19 protein-coding genes are annotated in these 20,872 nt (G+C 45.4%); 7 read left to right on the plus strand and 12 right to left on the minus strand.

What is annotated here, in order from left to right; genetic code table 11:
* The first annotated feature begins 90 nt into the window (after nt 1–90).
* Nucleotides 91–759 carry a peptide-methionine (S)-S-oxide reductase MsrA gene (msrA, locus tag EZE20_RS22830; protein ID WP_132122142.1) on the plus strand — a complete coding sequence of 223 codons (669 nt, stop codon included), beginning with the start codon at nt 91–93 and terminating at the stop codon, nt 757–759.
* 100 nt (nt 760–859) lie between these two features.
* On the opposite strand, the gene EZE20_RS22835 is transcribed toward msrA, so the two are convergent.
* A complete protein-coding gene (locus EZE20_RS22835; RefSeq protein WP_132122144.1) occupies nt 860–1,489 on the minus strand; it encodes a hypothetical protein in 630 nt (209 codons plus the stop codon).
* Between the two features lie 172 nt (nt 1,490–1,661).
* Between EZE20_RS22835 and EZE20_RS22840 the strand changes: the two genes are divergently transcribed.
* Nucleotides 1,662–1,859 carry a DUF2188 domain-containing protein gene (locus tag EZE20_RS22840; RefSeq protein WP_132122146.1) on the plus strand — a complete coding sequence of 66 codons (198 nt, stop codon included), beginning with the start codon at nt 1,662–1,664 and terminating at the stop codon, nt 1,857–1,859.
* A gap of 135 nt (nt 1,860–1,994) precedes the next feature.
* Entirely contained in the window at nt 1,995–2,495 is a 501-nt protein-coding gene (locus tag EZE20_RS22845) for a DUF4494 domain-containing protein (protein WP_132122148.1), read from the plus strand.
* 122 nt (nt 2,496–2,617) lie between these two features.
* On the opposite strand, the gene EZE20_RS22850 is transcribed toward EZE20_RS22845, so the two are convergent.
* From EZE20_RS22850 to EZE20_RS22860, 3 genes are all read right to left on the minus strand, one after another.
* Entirely contained in the window at nt 2,618–4,048 is a 1,431-nt protein-coding gene (locus EZE20_RS22850) for a hypothetical protein (protein WP_132122150.1), read from the minus strand.
* A gap of 29 nt (nt 4,049–4,077) precedes the next feature.
* Entirely contained in the window at nt 4,078–7,026 is a 2,949-nt protein-coding gene (locus tag EZE20_RS22855; protein ID WP_132122152.1) for a GEVED domain-containing protein, read from the minus strand.
* Between the two features lie 340 nt (nt 7,027–7,366).
* Nucleotides 7,367–8,101, minus strand: a complete 735-nt coding sequence (locus EZE20_RS22860; protein WP_132122154.1) for a hypothetical protein — start codon at nt 8,099–8,101, stop codon at nt 7,367–7,369.
* 261 nt (nt 8,102–8,362) lie between these two features.
* Here EZE20_RS22860 and EZE20_RS22865 point away from each other — a divergent pair, with 261 nt between their 5' ends.
* Nucleotides 8,363–10,417 carry a histidine kinase gene (locus EZE20_RS22865; RefSeq protein ID WP_132122156.1) on the plus strand — a complete coding sequence of 685 codons (2,055 nt, stop codon included), beginning with the start codon at nt 8,363–8,365 and terminating at the stop codon, nt 10,415–10,417.
* Between the two features lie 94 nt (nt 10,418–10,511).
* Here the strand turns inward: EZE20_RS22865 and EZE20_RS22870 are convergent, their stop codons facing one another.
* From EZE20_RS22870 to EZE20_RS22880, 3 genes are all read right to left on the minus strand, one after another.
* Nucleotides 10,512–11,900, minus strand: a complete 1,389-nt coding sequence (locus tag EZE20_RS22870) for an OmpA family protein (protein ID WP_132122158.1) — start codon at nt 11,898–11,900, stop codon at nt 10,512–10,514.
* A 94-nt stretch (nt 11,901–11,994) separates the two neighbouring features.
* The gene (locus EZE20_RS22875) at nt 11,995–12,753 is read right to left on the minus strand and encodes a LytR/AlgR family response regulator transcription factor (protein ID WP_132122160.1); all 759 of its coding nucleotides are present in this window, start codon (nt 12,751–12,753) and stop codon (nt 11,995–11,997) included.
* Nucleotides 12,754–12,831: 78 nt separating this feature from the next.
* Nucleotides 12,832–13,503 (minus strand): sensor histidine kinase, encoded by a 672-nt coding sequence (locus EZE20_RS22880; protein ID WP_132122161.1) that lies wholly within the window; start codon nt 13,501–13,503, stop codon nt 12,832–12,834.
* A gap of 203 nt (nt 13,504–13,706) precedes the next feature.
* Between EZE20_RS22880 and EZE20_RS22885 the strand changes: the two genes are divergently transcribed.
* Nucleotides 13,707–14,510, plus strand: a complete 804-nt coding sequence (locus EZE20_RS22885) for a UDP-2,3-diacylglucosamine diphosphatase (protein WP_132122203.1) — start codon at nt 13,707–13,709, stop codon at nt 14,508–14,510.
* 15 nt (nt 14,511–14,525) lie between these two features.
* Here the strand turns inward: EZE20_RS22885 and EZE20_RS22890 are convergent, their stop codons facing one another.
* From EZE20_RS22890 to EZE20_RS22910, 5 genes are all read right to left on the minus strand, one after another.
* Nucleotides 14,526–15,239, minus strand: coding sequence for a carboxypeptidase-like regulatory domain-containing protein (locus EZE20_RS22890; protein WP_132122163.1), 714 nt, complete (start codon nt 15,237–15,239; stop codon nt 14,526–14,528).
* A gap of 141 nt (nt 15,240–15,380) precedes the next feature.
* Nucleotides 15,381–16,214: a phosphatidate cytidylyltransferase gene (locus tag EZE20_RS22895; protein WP_132122165.1), complete on the minus strand. Its 834-nt coding sequence runs from the start codon at nt 16,212–16,214 to the stop codon at nt 15,381–15,383.
* The gene (locus EZE20_RS22900) at nt 16,195–16,404 is read right to left on the minus strand and encodes a putative signal transducing protein (protein WP_132122167.1); all 210 of its coding nucleotides are present in this window, start codon (nt 16,402–16,404) and stop codon (nt 16,195–16,197) included. Before EZE20_RS22900 ends, EZE20_RS22895 begins: the two co-directional genes overlap by 20 nt.
* A gap of 204 nt (nt 16,405–16,608) precedes the next feature.
* A complete protein-coding gene (locus tag EZE20_RS22905) occupies nt 16,609–17,688 on the minus strand; it encodes a baeRF3 domain-containing protein (RefSeq protein WP_132122169.1) in 1,080 nt (359 codons plus the stop codon).
* Nucleotides 17,689–17,796: 108 nt separating this feature from the next.
* Nucleotides 17,797–18,753, minus strand: coding sequence for a CPBP family intramembrane glutamic endopeptidase (locus EZE20_RS22910; RefSeq protein ID WP_132122171.1), 957 nt, complete (start codon nt 18,751–18,753; stop codon nt 17,797–17,799).
* Nucleotides 18,754–18,887: 134 nt separating this feature from the next.
* Here EZE20_RS22910 and dusB point away from each other — a divergent pair, with 134 nt between their 5' ends.
* Nucleotides 18,888–19,886, plus strand: coding sequence for a tRNA dihydrouridine synthase DusB (dusB, locus tag EZE20_RS22915; protein WP_132122173.1), 999 nt, complete (start codon nt 18,888–18,890; stop codon nt 19,884–19,886).
* Complete coding sequence (locus tag EZE20_RS22920; protein WP_132122175.1) at nt 19,883–20,806, plus strand: DMT family transporter; 924 nt, start codon at nt 19,883–19,885, stop codon at nt 20,804–20,806. Before dusB ends, EZE20_RS22920 begins: the two co-directional genes overlap by 4 nt.
* Nucleotides 20,807–20,872 lie beyond the last annotated feature (66 nt).

A 20,872-nucleotide genomic window follows, 5' to 3' on the forward strand; every position in this document is an offset into this window, starting at 1 on the left:
CCCACTGAAACACATACCGCTGCTTTAACGTTAAAACAAAACCCGCTGATACATGTGTTGAGGCAGGAAATTACTTCAAAAGCAAATACCATGAATCGATTGAAATCGCTACCCTTCATCTGCCTGAGCCTTGCGTTGGGAGCTGTGGCCTGTACCAATGGCACCCATCAAAAACAAGATACCGCTGACGTACGAATTGTACCGTTGGCAGCTCCCCAAAACCGGGCGGTGGCGGCTTTTGCTGCCGGTTGCTTTTGGTGTACAGAGGAAATATTTGAAGCCCTGCCCGGGGTTGATTCGGTCGTTTCGGGCTATGCGGGTGGCACGGTTCCTAATCCAACCTACGAATTGGTCAACACCGAAACCACCGGACACGCTGAAACCGTGCTTATTTACTACGACCCTACTCAGATAAACTACGAAGAATTGGTGCGGGTATTTTACCTTTCGCACGACCCGACTACCCTTAATCGGCAGGGACCGGACCGGGGTTCTTCGTACCGTTCTATTTTATTTTATAATTCGGAGGAAGAGAAACAGAGTGCCGAATCCATCACGCAACAAATGAACACCGAGCGTTTTGACGGCAAGATTGTCACGGAAATTAGTCCGTTGAAGGCTTTTTACAGGGCCGAGGGTTATCATCAGGATTATATTGAGCATAATCCGGGCAATCCGTACGTCCAAAGTGTGTCGATTCCCCGCTTTGAAAGATTTAAAGAAATCTACACCGGAAAACTTCGGGAAGACAAAAAGTAGATGGATGCTCACAAAAAAATCGGAGGCAAACCCGTGATAGGCTTGCCTCCGATTTTTTGTTGAAAATTTTTCAGTCAGGAACCAAATAATAGATTTGACTCTACCGTCCCAAAATCATATTACTGGTGATTTCCTGCTCAAACGTAATATAGCCGGGATAATTTACCTGACGATCACCAACGGCAAGCGTTGGCTTAATTTTAACGGTCAGGCGCGAAGGAGCCGTATCAGATTTTCCTGACAGCGATTGTACCATCGTGATAAAACTGTCGCGGGTTTCGTCATTCATGAGCAAATCATACGCATTTGTGCTCAGCTGAACGGGTACTTTGGTGCTGCCGGTGCCGGGATATACCTCAATCCGGCGATTTAAAATTCCTTTGAAGATTTCTCTATTGGAAAGTAACACAATGTATTCCAATTGATTAATGGCAGCCAATTGTTTCGTTGGGTTATTGATATCAAGATTAACCCGCAAATCCAAAGGCACCTTTTTGCGCATCAGGGCAAGGCCAAGGGCCGGATACTTCGTAGGGTCAAAATCCTTGATACTCTTGATGTTACGCAGCTCCCGAACGTCCGTTCCGGCGAGGTAGATGCTGTCGATGGAGGTGATGGCATACTTGCAATCGCCAAAAGCTTTGGCCTCTTTAATCTGCTTGCTGACGGTACATTGGCTAAATACAAAAGCAACGGCTAACAATCCGAAGATGGTGATACTACTTCTCATGGGGAGTAAAATGTATAATTTGGGATGCAACTTACTGAACAGGTATTAAAACGCCAACTTTGATTTCACATTACACGTAATAAGGCAATTTTTATCACGTCAAAAACCGGGCCCACGCTGGTCTGGTACGAAAATTTAGCATAGGAAAAATTGAACCAAACATATCTGGACTATGCCCTGGACCAAACAAAACTATCCGCCATCGCTGAAAAACTTTATGGCTCCTGTGCGAGTCAAGGCTATTGAGATTGCCAATGCGCTGCTCAATGAGGGCTACGACGAAGGGAAAGCCATTGCGATTGCCACGGCGAAGGCCGAAGAGTGGGCCGAAAACCGAGGAAAGAAGGTAAAGAAAACGCGTACAAGTTGAAAGTTTCGGCTCCTTTGAAAGTCGTGGGTAGAGCTCAAAACTAAAAAAGTACGTATCATTGCAGAGGCAACTGCGGCGCTGACGGCTCCCGGTTGCCTCTATTTTTTAGTAAACATAACTAGTAAATTTTATTTCATGGCAAGCTGGTATTTAGGTAAAATACGTTACCAAAAAGAAGATGAAACCGGAAAACTCAAAACAACCAATGAAGCCTATCTCGTAGATGCGCTGACGTATACCGAAGCAGAGGCGAGGCTTTACAAGCAGATCGTGACGGGCGTCACAGAATTTAGCGTAACGGCCATTAGTCGCATGCGACTGGCAGATTTGCTGGCCTATGAGGATGGAGATAAATGGTTCAAGGCTAAGGTTGTATATTATTCGCTCGACGAAAAAAGTGGGAAGGAAAAAAAAGTGGTTAACTATATGCTCGTCAATGCCGAGGATTTGGCGCAGGCTCTCGAACGTCTGACCGAAAGCATGCGAACGATGCTCGTTCCCTACGAAACCACGGATATAAATCTTACACCAATTTTGGATGTATTTCCTTATGAGGCTGAGCAAACCGAAGAAGCCATTCCGGCCAATTTACGGCCGCTCTCGGAAGTATTGGCGGAACGGGCCGGAGAAGCCTGAGAAACGCTTTGAATTTGCGATTCTTCCAAAGAAAAATCGTTTGTGCAGCCTGCCCAAGGGTAGCTACACAAACGATTTTTTATTTTCTTTTCTTCGAAAGAATTACGCTGGAATATTCAGATTTATTTAATGATGACGATCGACACGGGCACGCACAAGGTATTGCAGGGAACACCAATGGGGAGCACCGTCACCGTGGCACTTCCCGATACCGTACCGGCAGTACAGTTGTCAGAAACCGAGACAAGGCTGTAAGTCGTTGTTGCTGCGGGAGTAACCGGAATTAGCAGTGGGCTCACGTTGCTTGTATAGTTAACCGTGTTTGACAGTACTACATTCCAGGGTGCCTGACCCGTTAATGCTACGCTCAAATTTGCCGTACCGCCGGCATTGATCGTGGTGGTGCCCGACAAGGTCGCTGTTGGAGCCGCACTCACCGAGAAAGGTCCGGAAGGATCGCCAATCGTTGCGGGATTGGAGGCTACTACCCGTACCCGGTAGCCGCTTCCGGCAGGCGTATTAGCCGGAATCGTGGCGGTTAAAGGGCTTGTGGTGCCGGTCGTGGGGATGTTGACAAAGTTGGATCCCGATGCATCTGAGAGCTGAACTGTAAAGATATTACCGGCGGCAAAAGCTGTGGTGGAAGTAAATCCAACACTCGTAGCCACACCCGGACAAACAGTTGGATTAGTCAGATTTTGGGTCGTGATGCCGGGACTCAGAATTGTTACAGTAGCGCTGCCGGAAACGGTTCCTTTCCCGCAGGCATTACTCACGGAGTCAATAGTATAGGTGGTAGTCTGATCCGGAAAAACATTAATCATGACCGGGCTTTGCGAAAGGTTACTATATGAAATACCATCCACAGAAATCGTTTGGGGCAGCTCTCCGGTAAAATTAACTTTCAGCACAGCCTGTTCACCCAGAAAAATGGAGGTATCACCCATGATAGATGCCACGGGTAAACCGGCAGCAAATGCACAGGCCGTATTTACCTCAAAGGTGCCCGATTGTGCTAAACCTTCATTGGCACTTCCACCACTGATAACCACTTCATTCACATCCGCACTTGGGAAGGCATTTTCATCATTCCAAACCAAAGAATAACAGCCATCAGAACCGGATGGAACATCAAAGGTAATTTGAGCAATAGACTTCCAATCCGTAAGAACATTATCAGGATCTTCAAATGGCGCCATGCCCTGATACACAATATTGAGGGTCAGAACAGAACTCTGTTGCGTCATAGTCAGCGTGGTGTAGCGCCCGCCCGAAAAGTTCTGAATGGACGACAACACAGGAGTGGACAGCACGCCTGCCGGAAATGTGAAAGGCAAACTCGATGAACCCATAATAAAGGTACTGTCGGGATGTGCCGCCCGAATCTGAGCACTGAAAACTACCTTTCGTGCCACACAGTCATAGGACTCCTGCACGAAACGCAAATCATACCGACCGGTTTGTGCATGGGAGACAAGAATGGCAGATGCATAGAAAAATACAAACCAAAGGATGGTAAGTATTGATGTTGGGCGCTGTAAACTTTTTAGCATTATCCTACTTTTTTAACTTTTCAATTATTTCATTGTCTGCCAATCATAGAAAACTTACTGTTGTTGGCATTCCACTGAATTTTGTCCGAAGCCGATATTTGGGCATCCATATTGAAGTCAGCGGGTGAATAAAGATCAAATTGCCCGTTGGAAGCTGTCCAAAGGTTATAATCATTTACGTTAATCACAAAATTTTGATTGGGCAAGGTCTTATTTCCATCAGCAGAATGCATCGCAAATATTGTACCAATTTGCTTTTGGCCAATCGAAACAGGTACCGTGGCAGTATATGAGTTTTGGGTTGTAAAATCGTAACTCAACACATTGTTCTGAACCGTCACCGACTGATGGGACAGCACGCCCAGATGATTACGGTGTTCAATCACAACATAATAGCTCTTTACCGCCGACAGCTCAGGAGGAGGCCCAACAAGTACTACCTCTCCATTCGTACGGACCAAAGCGGCAGTTCTGTAAACCGTTTCATCCACCGAAGGAGAATTTTCACGTAAGGATAGTAAAACCCAATCAACAATGTTGGATTGATAATTGCTTACCGCCTCGCTTCCTGAATAACTCCACGGACTACCACCATACGGCTGACCCGCAGGCGTTGGTGCCACCTCCGTATTGACCGGCGTCTGCCCGGGCAACAGGCCCCGTTGGTTCAAAACTGTTATCATTTGTCCGGTATTTGTGCGGTAAGGCCCTTCCATAAAAACTTTGATCTGCAAGGTCGTTGCGACAATCGGATGTACCACAATTGTGGCCGAGCCGCTGCCGGTTCCAACGCCGCATTCCGTATTTTGTACGCTGCTTAGCGTATAGGTCGTGGTGGAAGCGGGAGCAAGATTTATTGAAATTTCAGATTGACTATTCGGAAAATACGTCACCGAGTTTGAAAGCGTAAATTGCCATGGACCATTACCCGACGTTCGTGTGATTGTGAGCGTGGCACTGTCTCCGGCCGCAACGGCCCCTCCACCACTGAGTACAGCCTGCACTTTGGGCAAAATCAGGACTTGCTGCGCTGAAGTACTGCCGGTTGTTTGAGGGAGCGAAGCCACCACCCGAACCAAATAGGTAGCTCCGGCGGGTAAATTGGCCGGAAACTGAGCCGTTAAAGGACTACCGCTGCCAGTGGTTGGCACAGAAACAAATTGATTGTCAGACGCATTTGCAATCTGTACGGTATAGGCATTTCCCGAGCTGAACGTACCGATTGTTGTAAAAAACACCTGTAAACTTTGTCCCGGACACACAGAGGCCGCATTTACAGAAACCGTTTGGATCGTTGGAGCGAGCGCCGTGGATTGTATGTGCAGGGTATAATCTTCTGCCTCGCCAAAAGATAATTGCCCACACGGCTCTGTTACGGAGCCTGAGGTGTAGTATTGAGAACGAATCCGCATCCGGGTCGGACCGGCGGTGGCAGTAATCGGAATAGTTATTGAGCCTGTAATTGTAGGCGACATGGTAGTTCCGCCCGACGACTGATACAAACGTTCACTTACTTCAAAAACACCATTTTGATTGAGATCAACCCAAATGGAAACATGCTGTGGGAAAAATGATCCATTTCCATTGGTGACGGCCCGCGCCGTAAAGGAATAGCTCTGTCCAGCGTTTACAGTTGCTACAATCGACGAATAATCGCTGTAACTATTTGTTCCACAACCTGTATTGGTATTATTGATCAGGTTGGTCCCGCTTTGACTAAGTACAAAATCAGCAATAATCATCGGAGAGCAGGCAGACGAATAGGTTGGTTTGCAATAAAAAAGATTGACCATCGCCGTATCGGAGGCACTGTATTGAATGCCATTGGAGGCCCGAACCCTGTAATAATACAACGTGTTGGTTATCACCGATGGGTCTACATAAGAGGTGGTGTTGGCTTCCAGCCCGGCGATTGCAAGGTAAGGACCATTGGGGTCTGTGGCACGTTCAATGATAAATCCACCTTCACCGGCTCCGGGGTCGGAAAAATTCACCTGAACGCCTGCCGAAGTCTGATTAGCCACCACCTGACCAGGAACTCCGGTAAACGCCGGGTAATTGAGTGTGTACTGATTGGCCGGTGCGGTACGCAAAACAAGCCCTCCTTCCATTCGGGAATATTGCCCATCGGTAAACTGATTGCCACATAGAAAATAGTATGACATCATATTCACCAGTGAGGGTACAAACAAATCGCCGTTGGCGTCTGTAACCGTACCGGTGTACGAACAACCTGACGTAGTAGAATTGATCAATCCGTAGGGATCTGCGGGAGTATCACAGACAAGATCGCCGGCTGTGGTACAGTTAGCTCCTGATCCACGGGTTACCAGCTCTCGCAGAGAAACATCCGGATTGGAATTATTATGAAATGTATGAAGTAAATTAAAATAGTGTCCCAGCTCATGAGAAAGGGTTCGCCCATCCGTTACACGATCTGTTCTGATAAAGATTCGGTTACTACTTGCAAGGGTCGAAGGATAATAGGCATAGCCGGTCACGTTTCCTGACTGAAAACTCAGCGTACCTACCATATACAAATTAATTGCATTTGTGACGTCATTCCCGGCGGTTAAGGCAGCTTCCTCGGAAAAGTCATAGTCGTAGTACACATCACTGTCAATGTAATGTGGGGTGCTGCCAGCCATATAAAACTGAATCCCCGACTGCAAATACGCCGTATTAACATGCGCCAAAGTGGTGTTTAGTTGTGCCAGGGTCGCTCCTCCTGTTCCATTGCTTCGACGAACCACATGAAAGCGAATCGGAACAAAGGTAACAGCGCTACCTTGTAACTGACTCTGATTCCGTTTAAGTCTGCGAAGTTCCGCTTCCCTCTGCTTTATTTCTTGTTCCGTTGGCTCTAAACTCCCACACTCCAATATTTGACCAAACCCTTGATAAGCAACCAAAAAAAATACGATAAAGTAGAGGAAAGATGGAATCAGTATTGGAGATGAAATTCTTGCCGCTTTCATACTCTTTACTTTAAATCTATCAAAATGTTAGAGAGAATCGCAAAGAGCATGCCAAAATTAAAGGTCAGAGTACAAGGCCTTTAAAAGACAAAGTTTCTGATCCCTAATTCTCCTTTTTAAATCTGATTTTTGGGCTCTTGGGTTACAATGTAAATCCAAAAATTTGTAAATCAAAATACTTTATGTGTTTTTTTCTTACATATTTATAAATACCTGAATGTGTATAACTTAATAAATATGCACATATTTTCTTTAAATAATACCAAAGACATAAGAACATGTTTATAGCAATTTGGACATTTACAATAGTTGAATCCAGAGCTTTAAAATTAATTCTAAATTATTTATACTTGGATAAATCCAAATAATAAGGGTTACTTTCGTAGGCTACAAGCTTTAATGTAACATACGGATCATTTAATTCAGTAATCAATTGCCGGGGTCCTAATACATAGCTAAAACTGAGAGCAACGGGCAATTGTGCGTCTCCTTCCCATTCATCAAATGTATATAATGGATACACATTAAACGGAACGGTGGCCAGCCACAGGTTGGTTTTTTCATTTGTCTTGATATAAGACAAGGTATATTCGGCACTTCCCCAGCCAAACTCTTTTCGGGTTCGGCCGGTGGGGCTACATTGTTCCCGGAAATTATCTTTTTGAAATTTTATGTCGTCTGGATGAGGAGTTACAGCACTATTCATAAATGTAGTTTTTACATTTTTTCCGTGCTCATCCTGCCCGCAGGCAATCATTTTTCCCGACGGGAAAGCCACAATTGCTTCATTCATTTCGTCGGTCAGGCCAAAACTACTTTCACGCTGAAAACACATGGTTCCCGTGACAGGATCGATAAAAACCCACAATTCGCCCTTCGTTTGATCCGTTTTTTTCTCAAATTCATAAATCAGCGCATGACTGAAATAGTATTTGCCCTTATCAGGCTTCCATTGCGCATTTCGTTGGGGATCTGCCGGGGTTTTGGCAACGCGGGTATTTTGAGACCAAACGGTGGACTTTGTGAATACAAGTAATCCGAGCGTGCACAGAAAAATGAATAGTTTACGGTTCATTGTGTCTTTTTTTGATAAATATTTGATTTAAAAGAATGTTTGGCACAAAATTTATTGATCCACCTTTCCAGCCTTATTCAGGTAGAACAATGCTTTGAACTTAGCAGTTGTAAATCCGCAACTGTTTTGATCAAATATTTAAATTTATCCGGAAAGGTTGACCAAGTTACCTATCAATTTACTTTATTTAGCTTGTCAACAGGATTTTTGAACGAGTAACCAGATGAAAGCGTAACTCCTGGCAAATCATAGACCCTGAATATGTTAAAAACATTCGTACTTGCTTTTTTAGGAGTAGTTGTCAGTTCTGTACTCATTGCCCAGCCCTCTGCTACACTTACGGTATCAACCCTGGGGCAGGATAGTCCTATCAAAAAACAGGTGGCATGGTATGTTACACCTGCCAAAACGATCTCAGACGATACGCTTTCGCCCGCAGCTTTTTTCGCTTTTCCCGGCTTAGTCCGCCTGTCACGCGACAGCACGTACTGGGTTAGGTTTGACATTCGGAATGATTTACCAACGGCACAAAAAACCCATATTCTTACCCCATCAGCCAACGATAACGTAACCTGCTACGTGTCGTTTGATGAATTTCGGACAACCCAAACCTTCAAAATCGGGGCCGACGTTTCCATTTGGAAAGTTGCCTATCAATACAGCAATTGCCTGCTGCCGATTGATTTGAAGCCCGGACAACAAGCTTCTTTTTTACTCAAAATTCAAAATAGCTATCAGCCCTCCGGCAGTCCCGATCTTCGGATTCTGTCGTACGATGGCGTTAAAAATCAATTTTGGAATGACTACGCCAACGCCTTCAATGGAGTCTATATCAGCGTATTAATTCTTGGGGCGGTACTCGCCATTTTCCTGTTTGTCGTTTTTCTTTACATCACCACCCGCGACCCGCTGTACCTCTACTACGGACTTTATTTGGGTGGAGTTGCGCTCTATTTTTCTCTTAAAACCGATTCCCTGTTTTTTATAGGCTATTGGTTCTACGGCTTTCCGGCATTGATTAATATTCTGAATGAGCCCATTCAGATGATGTATACGGCGCTATACATTCGGTTTAGTATCGGGCTGTTGAACATGAGTATGTACGATCCGGGCCTAAGCCGTTTTCTGAGCAGGTTCTGGAAGTGGCTCCTGCTGTACGGACTGCTTATGTTAGTTGTGTTGTCCGTTTTCTGGCAACGCGAACTTCAACAAACGCTGCTTGCGGTAGACCGGGTTATTTTGCTGATTTTCAACGCAGTCATGCTCGCCCGGATTATCCAGAAAAACCGTTCCCCGCTCCTGCCCTATTTTCTGATTGGTAACGTGTTTTTCATTTCCGGCGTCGTTATTTCTACGTTGGGGAGTTTGTTTTTACTTCCCCCGGCTTTTACAGAGCATCTTTTTCCGATCAACTATTTTCAGCTTGGCGTCATTGGCGAAATCATGTGTTTTTCTTTTGCCCTCGGGTATAATGTTCGGCTACTTGAACGAGAACGCACGAAAAATCAACGAGCGTATATCAACCAATTGCATGTAAATCAGGAAATTACCGAAAACTCCAACCGCGAGTTACAGGAAAAACTCAGCGAACGTACCCGGGAAGTAATGGCTATGTCGGAAGCCTATCAGGCCGAAAAAGAGGCCTTTCTGCGTTCTGAATTCGAGTTTCAATTGGGCGAAATGGAAATGCAGGCGCTGCGGGCGCAGATGAATCCACATTTTATTTTTAACAGTCTCAACACGATTCGATACTTTGTACTTAATAATGAAAACGAAAAGGCGAGCGATTACCTAGGTAAATTTTCCCGACTCCTGCGCATGGTGCTCCAAAACTCCCGGGAAAACACCATCAGTTTGAGTGAAGAACTCGAAGCGTTGCGGCTTTATCTTGACATTGAATCGAGGCGGTTTGGGGACAGTTTTAGGTACGAAATTCTGGTACCGGCAGACATGGATACGGATGGGATTCTGGTCCCGCCGCTTCTGTTGCAACCTTTTGCCGAAAACGCAATCTGGCACGGTCTGCTGCATAGCGATGAACCGAAAAAATTACTCTCCGTGCGGATCAGTGAAGAACCTGACTACTGCTTGTTTGTGATTGAAGACAATGGAATCGGGCGTGAAAAAGCCCGGGAAATGAATAGCCGCTCAGCACAGGTTAAGAAATCGTTTGGGATGCAGATTACCAACAAACGAGTAGAGCTTTTTAACAAAAATTTCTCCTCTCAAATCCGGATTAGCGTGCGGGATGTCGTCCGGCCTGATGGAGAAATCGGTGGCACTTCGGTGGAGATCACTTACCAATTGCCCGACTGAAAACCAGTCACTTGTACCGGGTTTCAGTCAGGAAATCTACAAAATCCTCGGGCTTATTGTGAGGGCCTGTGTGGCACAGGCCCTGAAATCACGGCTACATTTTTACAAATTCTACCCGTCGGTTGTTGGCTTTTCCTTCGGGTGTTGTATTGGGTGCAGCGGGTGCGGTCTCGCCTTTGCCGTCAGTTTCCATGCGGCTTTTATCAATACCAAATTCCTGTGAAAGTGACTCTTTCACCGATTCTGCCCGCTTTTTTGAAAGTTCGAGATTGGCTGCATCGTCGCCATCGGAATCCGTGTGCCCTACAATCTTCACCTTTACTGATGGGTTTTCGGTTAATGTTGCGGCAATATCTTTCAGCACGGCATACGATTCGGGCCGAATTTGAGCCGAATTAACACCAAAAGTAATACCGGTTGTCACAAATTTACCTTCCGTAATCAGCTTGGAACGGGTATCCGGGGCCCCAACGGCAAGCCGAAAATTAGAAACAAAAACCTGCTCTCCCTCATTGGAAACTTCCGAATGCAACCGTAGGGAGTTAAGTTTTATATCTTCTGGAAAAATACGGGGCAAATCAAAAACCTTCATTTCATCGACATAAATGCGCAACCGCGATTTTTGCCGCCACATCGAAACATGGAAAACCTTGCCATTATTTTCGGGATTGATGTACCCTTCCATCTCTTTTGTACCCGTCAAATCGGTATATCCTCCACCCGCTTTGGTTTGCATGAGCCGCACCTCACCGGTACCCATGCCGCCTTCAAACTGAAACGTAGCACCACGCCCGGCGGCTTGCTGCTGAATGCGTGCGTCACTCTTTTCTGTTTCGTGGACAGTCACGTAGAGACGCCTGTGATACGCATATTTCTTTTCCCAGTTGTTATATATCAGGTCAAATTCCAAAGTAAAATTTTCCGGCAGATCTTTCACAAAATCAGGGATATAAGAAATATTCTGGGCATTTTCCATCATGAGCCATTTTCCCGGAATACCCTCAATCGTAACAACTTCGGCGGTACCGTTGGTATTCCACTTGGCCGGAAAATCGCCCACGGCATCCTGAGAGAAGTCTTCGGAGGCCACAATTTTTTCTCCCTGAATAAAATCATACTTGCTGTACGACTTCAAACTTGCCTTTTCTGGCTTGGTCGCAGCGGTTTGCCCACCTGATCCGGCGTTGCCACCCGACACACGTCCGCCTCCATTGCCGGCGTTTTCTTCCTCGTTTGTTTTATTCTCCGACGAGTTTTTATCTTCTTTGGCGGGCTTTTCTTTTTTCTTGAAAATACTGCCAATTCCTTCTTCCAATTTATCAAACCCTTTGTCAACGGCCTGATCAATCTTCCGATTTGCCCGGTTTTCGGCCTGTCTTTCTATTACTTTTTCAGGTTTGTTTATTCGTATCTGACCGTGCGCAGAAAGTGAAAGCAACACGCTGGATAGCACTAACAATAAACTGATTTTCAAATGGTTCATGGTACCTAAATTGTTAAATGGAACTCGGTTTTACACGTAAATATACTAAATATAGGGATGCTCTTTTGGTTGAATGAGCGAGTGGTTCGAGGAGCTAGTTGCGAAAAGAGCGTACTTTCAGAAGGTTGTTCAGCACATCTTTCCGACTACGCGACACGGCCACTTCACTCCCGTCGGACATTACGACGTAGCCACCATCCGATCGGACATATTTTCTCAAATGATCCAGATTGATGAGGTATGAATGATGAACACGGGCAAAATTTGCACCTTCCAGCAACTCTTCTACCTCTTTGAGCGTCCGGCAAATTAAGGTAGGTACAGGATCTTTCAGGAAAATCCGGGTGTAGTTGCTATCTGATTCGCAACGGATAATATCAGCAACATTGACGTATTCCAGGCCCATTGTGGTGGGTAGAGCGATTTTCTGCGGTGCCTGCTGATCTTTGACGAGGAGCGTCCGAAGAAAATTGAGCTGATTCTGCAAATCTGAATGCTGCTGTTTTTCGGACAGTTTGTCCACACAGGCTTTAAGCTCCTGTCCGTCAATGGGTTTCAGCAGGTAATCAAAGGCGCTGTATTTGAATGCTTTCACGGCAAATTGATCATATGCAGTGGTAAAGATCACCTCAAAAGATTTATTGGTCAGGCGATTTAGTATATCAAATCCATTATAAACCGGCATTTCAATATCCAGAAACAGTACATCGAAAGTAGATTCATTCAGCACGGCAAGGGCTTCTTCCGCGCGATTATATTTGCCCACTACATCAACATGCGGACAATATTGCCTCAGTAAAATGGCAAGACTTTCGGTACAATGAACTTCGTCGTCTACTAAAATTGCTTTCATAACCCTGTTTTATTCGCGAGATATTGCCTCGGATTTAACTCCAACTACTACCAAAAACAAGTACGTCCGGTTCTAAAATTACTGCTTAGGTTTAGTAAAAGGGATGGGCTCAAACTCAATTTCCACCCGTCTGCCAGGCTCCCCGCCAGCTATTGGCACCTCAACAACCTGCACCTGAATATCGGTTCCGTGTCTTTGGTTTAGTAAAAACACCCGTTCTTCGGCCATCTGCAATCCGGCTTCATCCTGCGTCATCAGGCGATGTGCGTGCGTCTCTGACCGATGTATGCCGTTATCTTCGAGCACAATATGAAATTTATTCAACCTTCTAAAAACCCCCAAACGAATTTTACCGTCTTGTGTAAGTGGCAGCAAATGATTCCAGATTGCATGTTCAATATACGTATGCAACAGCAGAGAAGGAAACATAATCATCTCAGGATCAATATTTTCCCCATACACAGGTTGCAGTTCGATGGGATGATTAAACCGCATACTTTCCAGTTGTACATAGAGCCTGAGGGTTTCTATTTCTTCGGAGAGCTTGATGAAATCACGCTGCGAACCAGCCATAATTCGCCGCATCAGGCGAGAGAAAAGGGTCAGGTAAAAGGAGGCTTTTTGAGGATCTTTCTGTAAAATATAGAAATTAATGGCGTTCAGATTATTGAACATAAAATGCGAATTGAGTTGCGCACGGAGCAGCTTCAATTCCAGTTGTGCCATTTTTCGGTCCAGGTCAAGTGTCATATACTAAGGGAACATGCCATTCAGCTGATCGGTGGTGCAGGTGTTCTTTAAATCGAATATACATACATACCTCTAAATGGTTTTTAAGTAATGAGTCATTGACAAATCCGGACAACTAATTGGAGCAAATGGACTATCAATCCGTAGGCGGGTATTGGATGGCAGCGAAGGAAACTCGTAAATTGCACCTCATTTCAGATTTCATGAGCACAACATTTCATACAGAAAACCTATCGTTGAAGAGTGGCAGGAAACTTTATTTTGCCTCAGATTTTCATTTGGGAGCTCCCAGCCCCGAAGCCAGCCGCTACCGCGAACGTACGATTGTGCGATGGCTCGAAAGTATTCGGGCCGACGCGCAGGTAATTTTTCTGGTTGGAGATATTTTTGATTTCTGGTTTGAGTACAAACATGCCGTTCCCAAGGGTTACGTACGGCTTTTGGGCGCTTTGGCCGAGCTTGCCGACGAAGGAATTGAGCTAGTTTTTTTTACCGGAAATCACGACATGTGGATGTCCGACTACTTTTCAACGGAGCTGGGAGCTACCATTTTCAGGCAGCCCGTACGTTACGAAATCACGGGTGTTCAGGGTTCTATTCAGCATTTGCTCGTTGGGCATGGCGATGGACTCGGGCCGGGAGATGCCGTGTATAAACAACTCAAAAAAGTGTTTGCAAATCCATTGGCTAAGTGGTCATTCCGACAGCTTCATCCCGACGTGGGCATCCGAATTGCGAATGGCTGGTCGAGAAGAAGCCGTATTTCAAATATCAAAAAAGGAGAAGAAAAATTTATGGGCGAAGACCGCGAGTGGCTCTATTTATATTGCCAGGAAGTGGAACAGCTCCTGCCTCACGACTACTACATTTTTGGCCATCGGCACCTGCCACTCGACCTCCGGCTAAACGCCACAAGCCGATATATCAACCTCGGCGAGTGGGTCAATCAACAAACGTTTGGAGTGTATGATGGAAAAAACCTGGAATTGTTGACCTTCAAAGGCTGATAAATTGTGCCTGATTTACTTCCTGATATAATCCTGACGCGTCATGTTTTCCCGGGGAGTTTCACCCAAATCTTTCCGGTATTCTTTCTTTTTGAGATCCCCATTTTGCACGGATTTGATGAAGCTCGACCAGGCAAACGGGTTCAGGAATGGAAAGGTGGTAGCAAAGCCCTTGTTAGCAGCCGACTCCCGTCCAAAAATCTGCTGATCCATGGTATAGCGATAGTTGGTTTGGGCATTGTTGGGCATTTGGGCCGCCATTCGATTCAAATAATTAATGTCTGTATTGCGGGCAAGTGCGTCTCTGTCAGCCTGATCCGGCAATTTCAACTCCAAAAATGCCCGTTTGAATTCTTCTTCCGTTGCATAAGGATACACCTTCACTTCCGCGAGCATCGTCACAGATTCCTGCATGGCAATGATGGCTGAATAGCCTTCGGCATTGTATTGCCGGGGAACTACGTGGTACTGCGTTTTGTAGCCCACGTAACTATACACAATGCTGTCGCCGGGAAATACCGGAATTGAAAAGTACCCTACATTATTGGTAAGTGTGCCGCGTCCGGCTTTGGGGATAAAAATATAGGCACCGGGCAATCGTTCCGTAGATTTTCCGGCAACGACTACACCCGTAAAAATAATGGCTTTTTGTTCTCCCTGCGCGCGGGCGTCAGGACCAAACAGAGCCAAGAAAAGAAATAAAGCTATATAGGGGAGACTGTTTTTCATGGTAGCAATAGAAATTTTCGATGGATTAAACAGGGTGGCTGGTAAGTCATTTTCTTTTAACCAAGAGGTCTTTCCAGCTACAAAAGTAACGACAGGGCAATGGTCTAATTGTTCCTTTTTCAGGATAAAAGGTTGGATCATTCAGGAAAATATTTTCAGGAATGTTACGATAAATGGAGCTGAAAGCAACAGTCCGTCAAAGCGATCCAGAAAACCTCCATGACCAGGAATCGTACTTCCAGAATCCTTAATGGCGATGCTCCGCTTAAAGAGCGACTCCACCAAATCGCCGTAGGTGCCGGTTACGACGATTATTCCCCCGATACAAAACCATTTCCAGGGCTCGAATGTACGGAAATAATGACCAATGACAAAGGCAACGCAGGTTGCAAGAACGGCTCCGCCAACGGCACCTTCCCAGGATTTTTTGGGCGATACCCGCTCAAAAAGTTTACGTTTACCAAATTTTGTACCGGCAAAATACGCTCCTATATCCGTAGCCCAAAGTAAGAGTAAACTTCCAAGTATTATTTCAAAGTTGTAAATCCCGCCCCGCATTGCCATGACGATAATGAGTGAAAATGGCAGCGCAACGTAGATTAGCCCCAAAAAAGTAAAGCCGATATTGGTAAAGGGTTTCAGGTCATTTTTTTTATACAGTTTTATGAAAAAAATCATGGCCAACAGCGGACTGATCAGGAAGTAATTTTCAAAAGCAATAACTCCCTTTTCAACCAGGTAGGTAAGTACCACAAGCACTACTCCGCAGAGAGTGCCATAAAATGTCAAAGGCTGATTGCCGTCAAGGCCCAGTAATTTATAAAATTCGAGCTGTGTGAGCATACTTATGGCACAGAAAAGCAGCATAAACGATACATCGCTATACAGAATACTCGTCACAATGATGCTCACACCAATTACTCCTGCAATTACACGCTGTTGAAGATTGCTAAGGCTACTCAGGCGTGATCTCATTCGTCAAAATAGTTTTTGCCCGCTCTGCATCTTCCAGAGGCACGTATACTTCAAAAAACCCAAAAACGGGATAGTTACTATCTTTTTTGTCCATAATGACTGCATGAATCTGCTGCTCCTGCAAAATGCCTTTGGCAATTTCGGCCCGGGCCGAGTCTTTGCTACTCAGGATTAGTTCCCAATTTTCCATAATCAATTAACTGCTCAAAAGGTTAGGTTATTCTTGTTGAATTCAGTTTTGAAGGTGGCCAATACCCACAGTTTGGCATAGGGCCGGGCATCAAAATCATAAACAGGAAGGCTATATTTAGATAAAAAACTTACTTAACTAATAAAACACTACTGCTATTGCCCAACCTTTTTGCCAAACTGCTTTAAAGCCCCAAAGTTAGTACTAGTATCTCGTCTTTAATACAATATTTCCCAGGTCACTTAATTCCTCCTGTGAGGTAAATATCACTCTTCCTTTCTTTGAAATTACTTCCCATGCCACTATACTCGTAATGTCATCAATTGTATTTGGCTGTGTTGCATCCTCTACCAAATCAAAAGTTCGTTCATCTTTCATTACAACTGCTTGTGAAAAATCCTGATGAACTATAAGCAGATCAGCGCGACCATCGATTGATGCCTGAAAAATTTCCTGGATGTCTGTTAGTACTCTCCCGTGTGCCACAGCCTCTTGCATTTCACTAATCGATTCTGTTCTACGCTGTTTCTGTTGCTCCTTAACAAGCTCCCACGATTGGGTTGCGATGTGATGGGGTGTAGTGTTATTATAGTCAATAGGGCTAAATCCTAAATAAGCAATGGGCTTATCAGCTACTTGCTGTAATCGGCTGTAGTTATCTTCGGTAGCTATAACCACACATTTTAGCTCAGTCTCGTTATACACATTTACAAGTGCTTTATCTACCTTGTTTGAAAACTCACGCACCAAATCGTCAAGATGTTTGGGGTCGCTTCCTTTGTCAGAATGTGTGTTGTAATGTCTATTTTCTGAAAATGGAAAATCATCGTTTTTCAGTTCTTTAACAATATCATCGTTCACAGCCTCAAACAATTGAACACCACTTTGTGAGAAAAGCATCACTAAATAATTTTCACTGCGATTGTAATTTTTGATCAGCGAACGAATGGCAAAACTATCGGAGATATGAACCTCATTGTTGCTGGTTTCCCAGGATGATTTTACGATCTCAAAGGTATCGTTTGAAAGAAAAATGTGTAAACTATCTAAATTTTGGTTTACATCAATTTCTTCGGCTGCCAATTCAATTTTTTCTAAAAGTTGCGATACAGGTCTTTTACCAAATTCATCTATCACCCGCTCCTCTGCTTCTTTTAAAAGGTTTTTGAGTACTATTTCATCTTGCGCGTTATCAGGATGGGTACGATGCGTATTCATCGAAATGGTAACGCAGGGAGAATTTTTCTCTGTGGCAAGTTTTTGTAATTGTTCTTTTAAAGCCATAATGTTTTTCGCTTAGGATTTCCTACTCTTTTGAAATTTCGGATCTCTTATAAAGTTATATGTAGTTGTTAAATTTTGACGGTAGTCTGACCGCCGCCAAAAAGTCTACTATAATTGTACCACCGCCTTATTTCTTTCTTTCCAGATTCGGTAGAGGATTGCGCCCGTGACAAACGCTGACACCACTACCGCGCCCCAGGGCATAGCATCTGAGTCCTCAATGTCCATGTCTACTACTTTTAGCTGATGAAGATAAATCATCAGGACCATGAAGCCATTGTTCACAAAGTGGGCAAAAATGGTCAGCGACAGGCTGCCGGTCCAGAAGTAAAGGTAGCCAAAAAGTGCGCCTAGCAGCATGCGTGGAAAAAAACCGTAGAACTGAAAATGAATGGCACTGAAAATGGCTGCTGAAACCCAGATTGCCACGTGGACATTGGCCCAGGCTTCGGCAAATTTGCGCTGCAAGACCCCTCGGAACAGCAGTTCTTCGCCGACTGCCGGAATAACAGCAATGACCAGCATCGCCAATAGGAACTGTCCGGGAGTATCAAACTCTGTCAGAAAATCGGTCATTCCCGCCATTTGATCTTCTTTATCGCGCATCCATTTCTCCACGCCCTGCAAAAAATCGGGCAGATGCATGTTGGCATTCCATTCAATAATCAGGCTATTAAAAGGCATAAACGCTATCACAACCAATAGCACAAGTACCCAAATCAGCGGCTGAGATAAGGGGCGAATTTGAAAATGAGCAATGGTTTTACGTTCGATATAGGTCCAGTAAAGCAAGGGTGGCAGCAGGTACGTGCACACATGAGCCGTAGCTTGAAGAATCATGAGGCCATACCAGCCGTTGGGTACATCGGCAGGTGACTGAATCAGCTCAGTAAGCACATTCACCGATAGTTGGCCGTCTTCGCCGGAAAGGAATTTCATCAGGATTAGTAGCGCGAGCATATTGCCTGCGGACATCCCTACAAGGATAAAACCTACCAAAACCAATAGGCTTCGCCAGGTGTTTGGTACACGAGATCGTATGGGAAGTGGGTTAGATTCTAGCATAATTCCTGTAAATTTACGCCTAATTTCGTATCAACGAACATGTTTATTGCCTATTCTGGTACGAATCCAAAAACCACCACACGTTCATAGCCCCCTGACGGGCCTTCGTTCAAACTAAAAACCGGAAAATAGATATGGTAAGAATTGGATCAATCGAGTTGAATGACTTTCCCTTATTGCTTGCCCCGATGGAGGATGTCAGCGACCCGCCTTTTCGGGCTGTATGCAAAGCGAATGGAGCGGACTTGATGTACACGGAGTTTATTTCGTCCGAAGGGCTGATCCGGGATGCTGCCAAAAGCGTGCAGAAATTAGATATTTTTGATTACGAGCATCCAATCGGAATTCAGCTTTTTGGCAGCGATATTGAAACGATGCGCTCCTGCGCCGAAATCGCCACCCGCGCCCGCCCCGACCTGATCGACATCAATTATGGCTGTCCTGTAAAAAATGTGGCCTGCCGGGGTGCCGGAGCAGCGTTGCTGCAGGATATTCCCAAAATGGTTAAAATGACCGAGGCCGTAGTGAAAGCCACGCATTTGCCCGTGACGGTGAAGACCCGCCTGGGCTGGGACGAAAGCACGAAAAATATCATGGAAGTTGCCGAGCGTTTGCAGGACATCGGGATTCAGGCCCTCAGCGTGCACGGCCGAACCCGTGTACAAATGTATAAAGGTACCGCCGACTGGACACTGATTGGCCGATTGAAAGAAAATCCCCGGCTGACGATTCCAATATTTGGAAATGGCGACATCGACAGCCCGCAAAAAGCGCTGGAATATAAAAATCGCTACGGCGTTGATGGGGTCATGATTGGCCGGGCCTCGATTGGCTATCCCTGGATTTTCAACGAAATAAAGCATTTTCTGCGCACCGGCGAGCAGTTGGCGCCCCCTACCCTCGCCGACCGCGTGGAGGTTTGCCGCAAGCACCTTGATTTTTCGGTACGCTGGAAAGGAGAAATAACAGGCCTGCTGGAAATGCGCCGACACTATACCAACTATTTTAGAGGAATGAATCATTTTAAACCCTACCGCATGCGCCTCGTGGAGAGTTTGTCACTACCCGAAATCCATGACATTCTACACGAGATAGCCGAAGTATATGGCGCCGAAGAACCTGCTGCATTATGAGAAAAAGTACGGTTTTGATTACGCCATCACCAACGCAGACTCCCCTGGTTTGGGGATTGCTGGTACTTTTGGCGCTGGTGTGGGGAAGTTCCTTTATCATGATCAAAAAAAGTCTCCTGGTCTATTCGGTCACGGAAGTTGCTGCCGGACGGGTTTTTCTGGCTTTTGTCTTTTTTCTTCCGATTTTACTCAAAAGCCGCAAAAGCATTCCACGCCCATTGCTGGGCTACTTTTTCTTGTCGGGTCTGCTTGGCTACCTGCTGCCCGCCTTTCTGATTGCCTTTGCCACCACGCAGATAAGCAGTGCCCTGGCAGGTACACTCAATGCGCTCAGCCCGATGTTTACCATGATTATCGGCGTGCTTTTCTTTACGCAACGTTCCACACGACTGCAAACGATTGGCCTGCTGATTGCGCTGGCAGGCGCTTTGATGCTCGTTTTTACCCGAAACGGAAGCGTGTCATTTACCGGAGTTAATTCGTATGCGCTGTTGGCCGTGTTGGCTACTGTATGTTATGGCACCAACATCAATCTGGTGGCGCGCCATTTTGGAGGGCTGCCGCCACTCGTTTCTACTGCCTGGATTTTTGCGGGCGTAGGCCCCCTTTCGTTCGGAATATTACTGGCAACAGATTTCTTTCCAAAAATGTCCAATCCGGACAACTTGCTCCCCTCCCTATTTATGATTTGTCTCGGAGTACTGGCCTCCGGCCTGATGTCTGTCCTTTTTAATAGGGTCATTCAACTGTCCAGTGCCGTTTTTGCCGCTTCTGTTACGTATCTGATGCCTATTGTAGCGTTGTCGTGGGGCTTACTGGATCACGAATCGGTTGGAGTTTTGCAATGGATCGGTACGCTCATTATTCTTGTGGGTGTCTATCTGATCAATCGCCGGAAAAGAAGTCAGGAGAACACGTAATCGTATATTAATTTCAATAAAAAAACTACCCCCTACATCCCATTTCAGCACCTCTTTTCTTCATAG

This window comes from Arundinibacter roseus, from assembly GCF_004348825.1.
Classification (GTDB): domain Bacteria; phylum Bacteroidota; class Bacteroidia; order Cytophagales; family Spirosomataceae; genus Arundinibacter; species Arundinibacter roseus.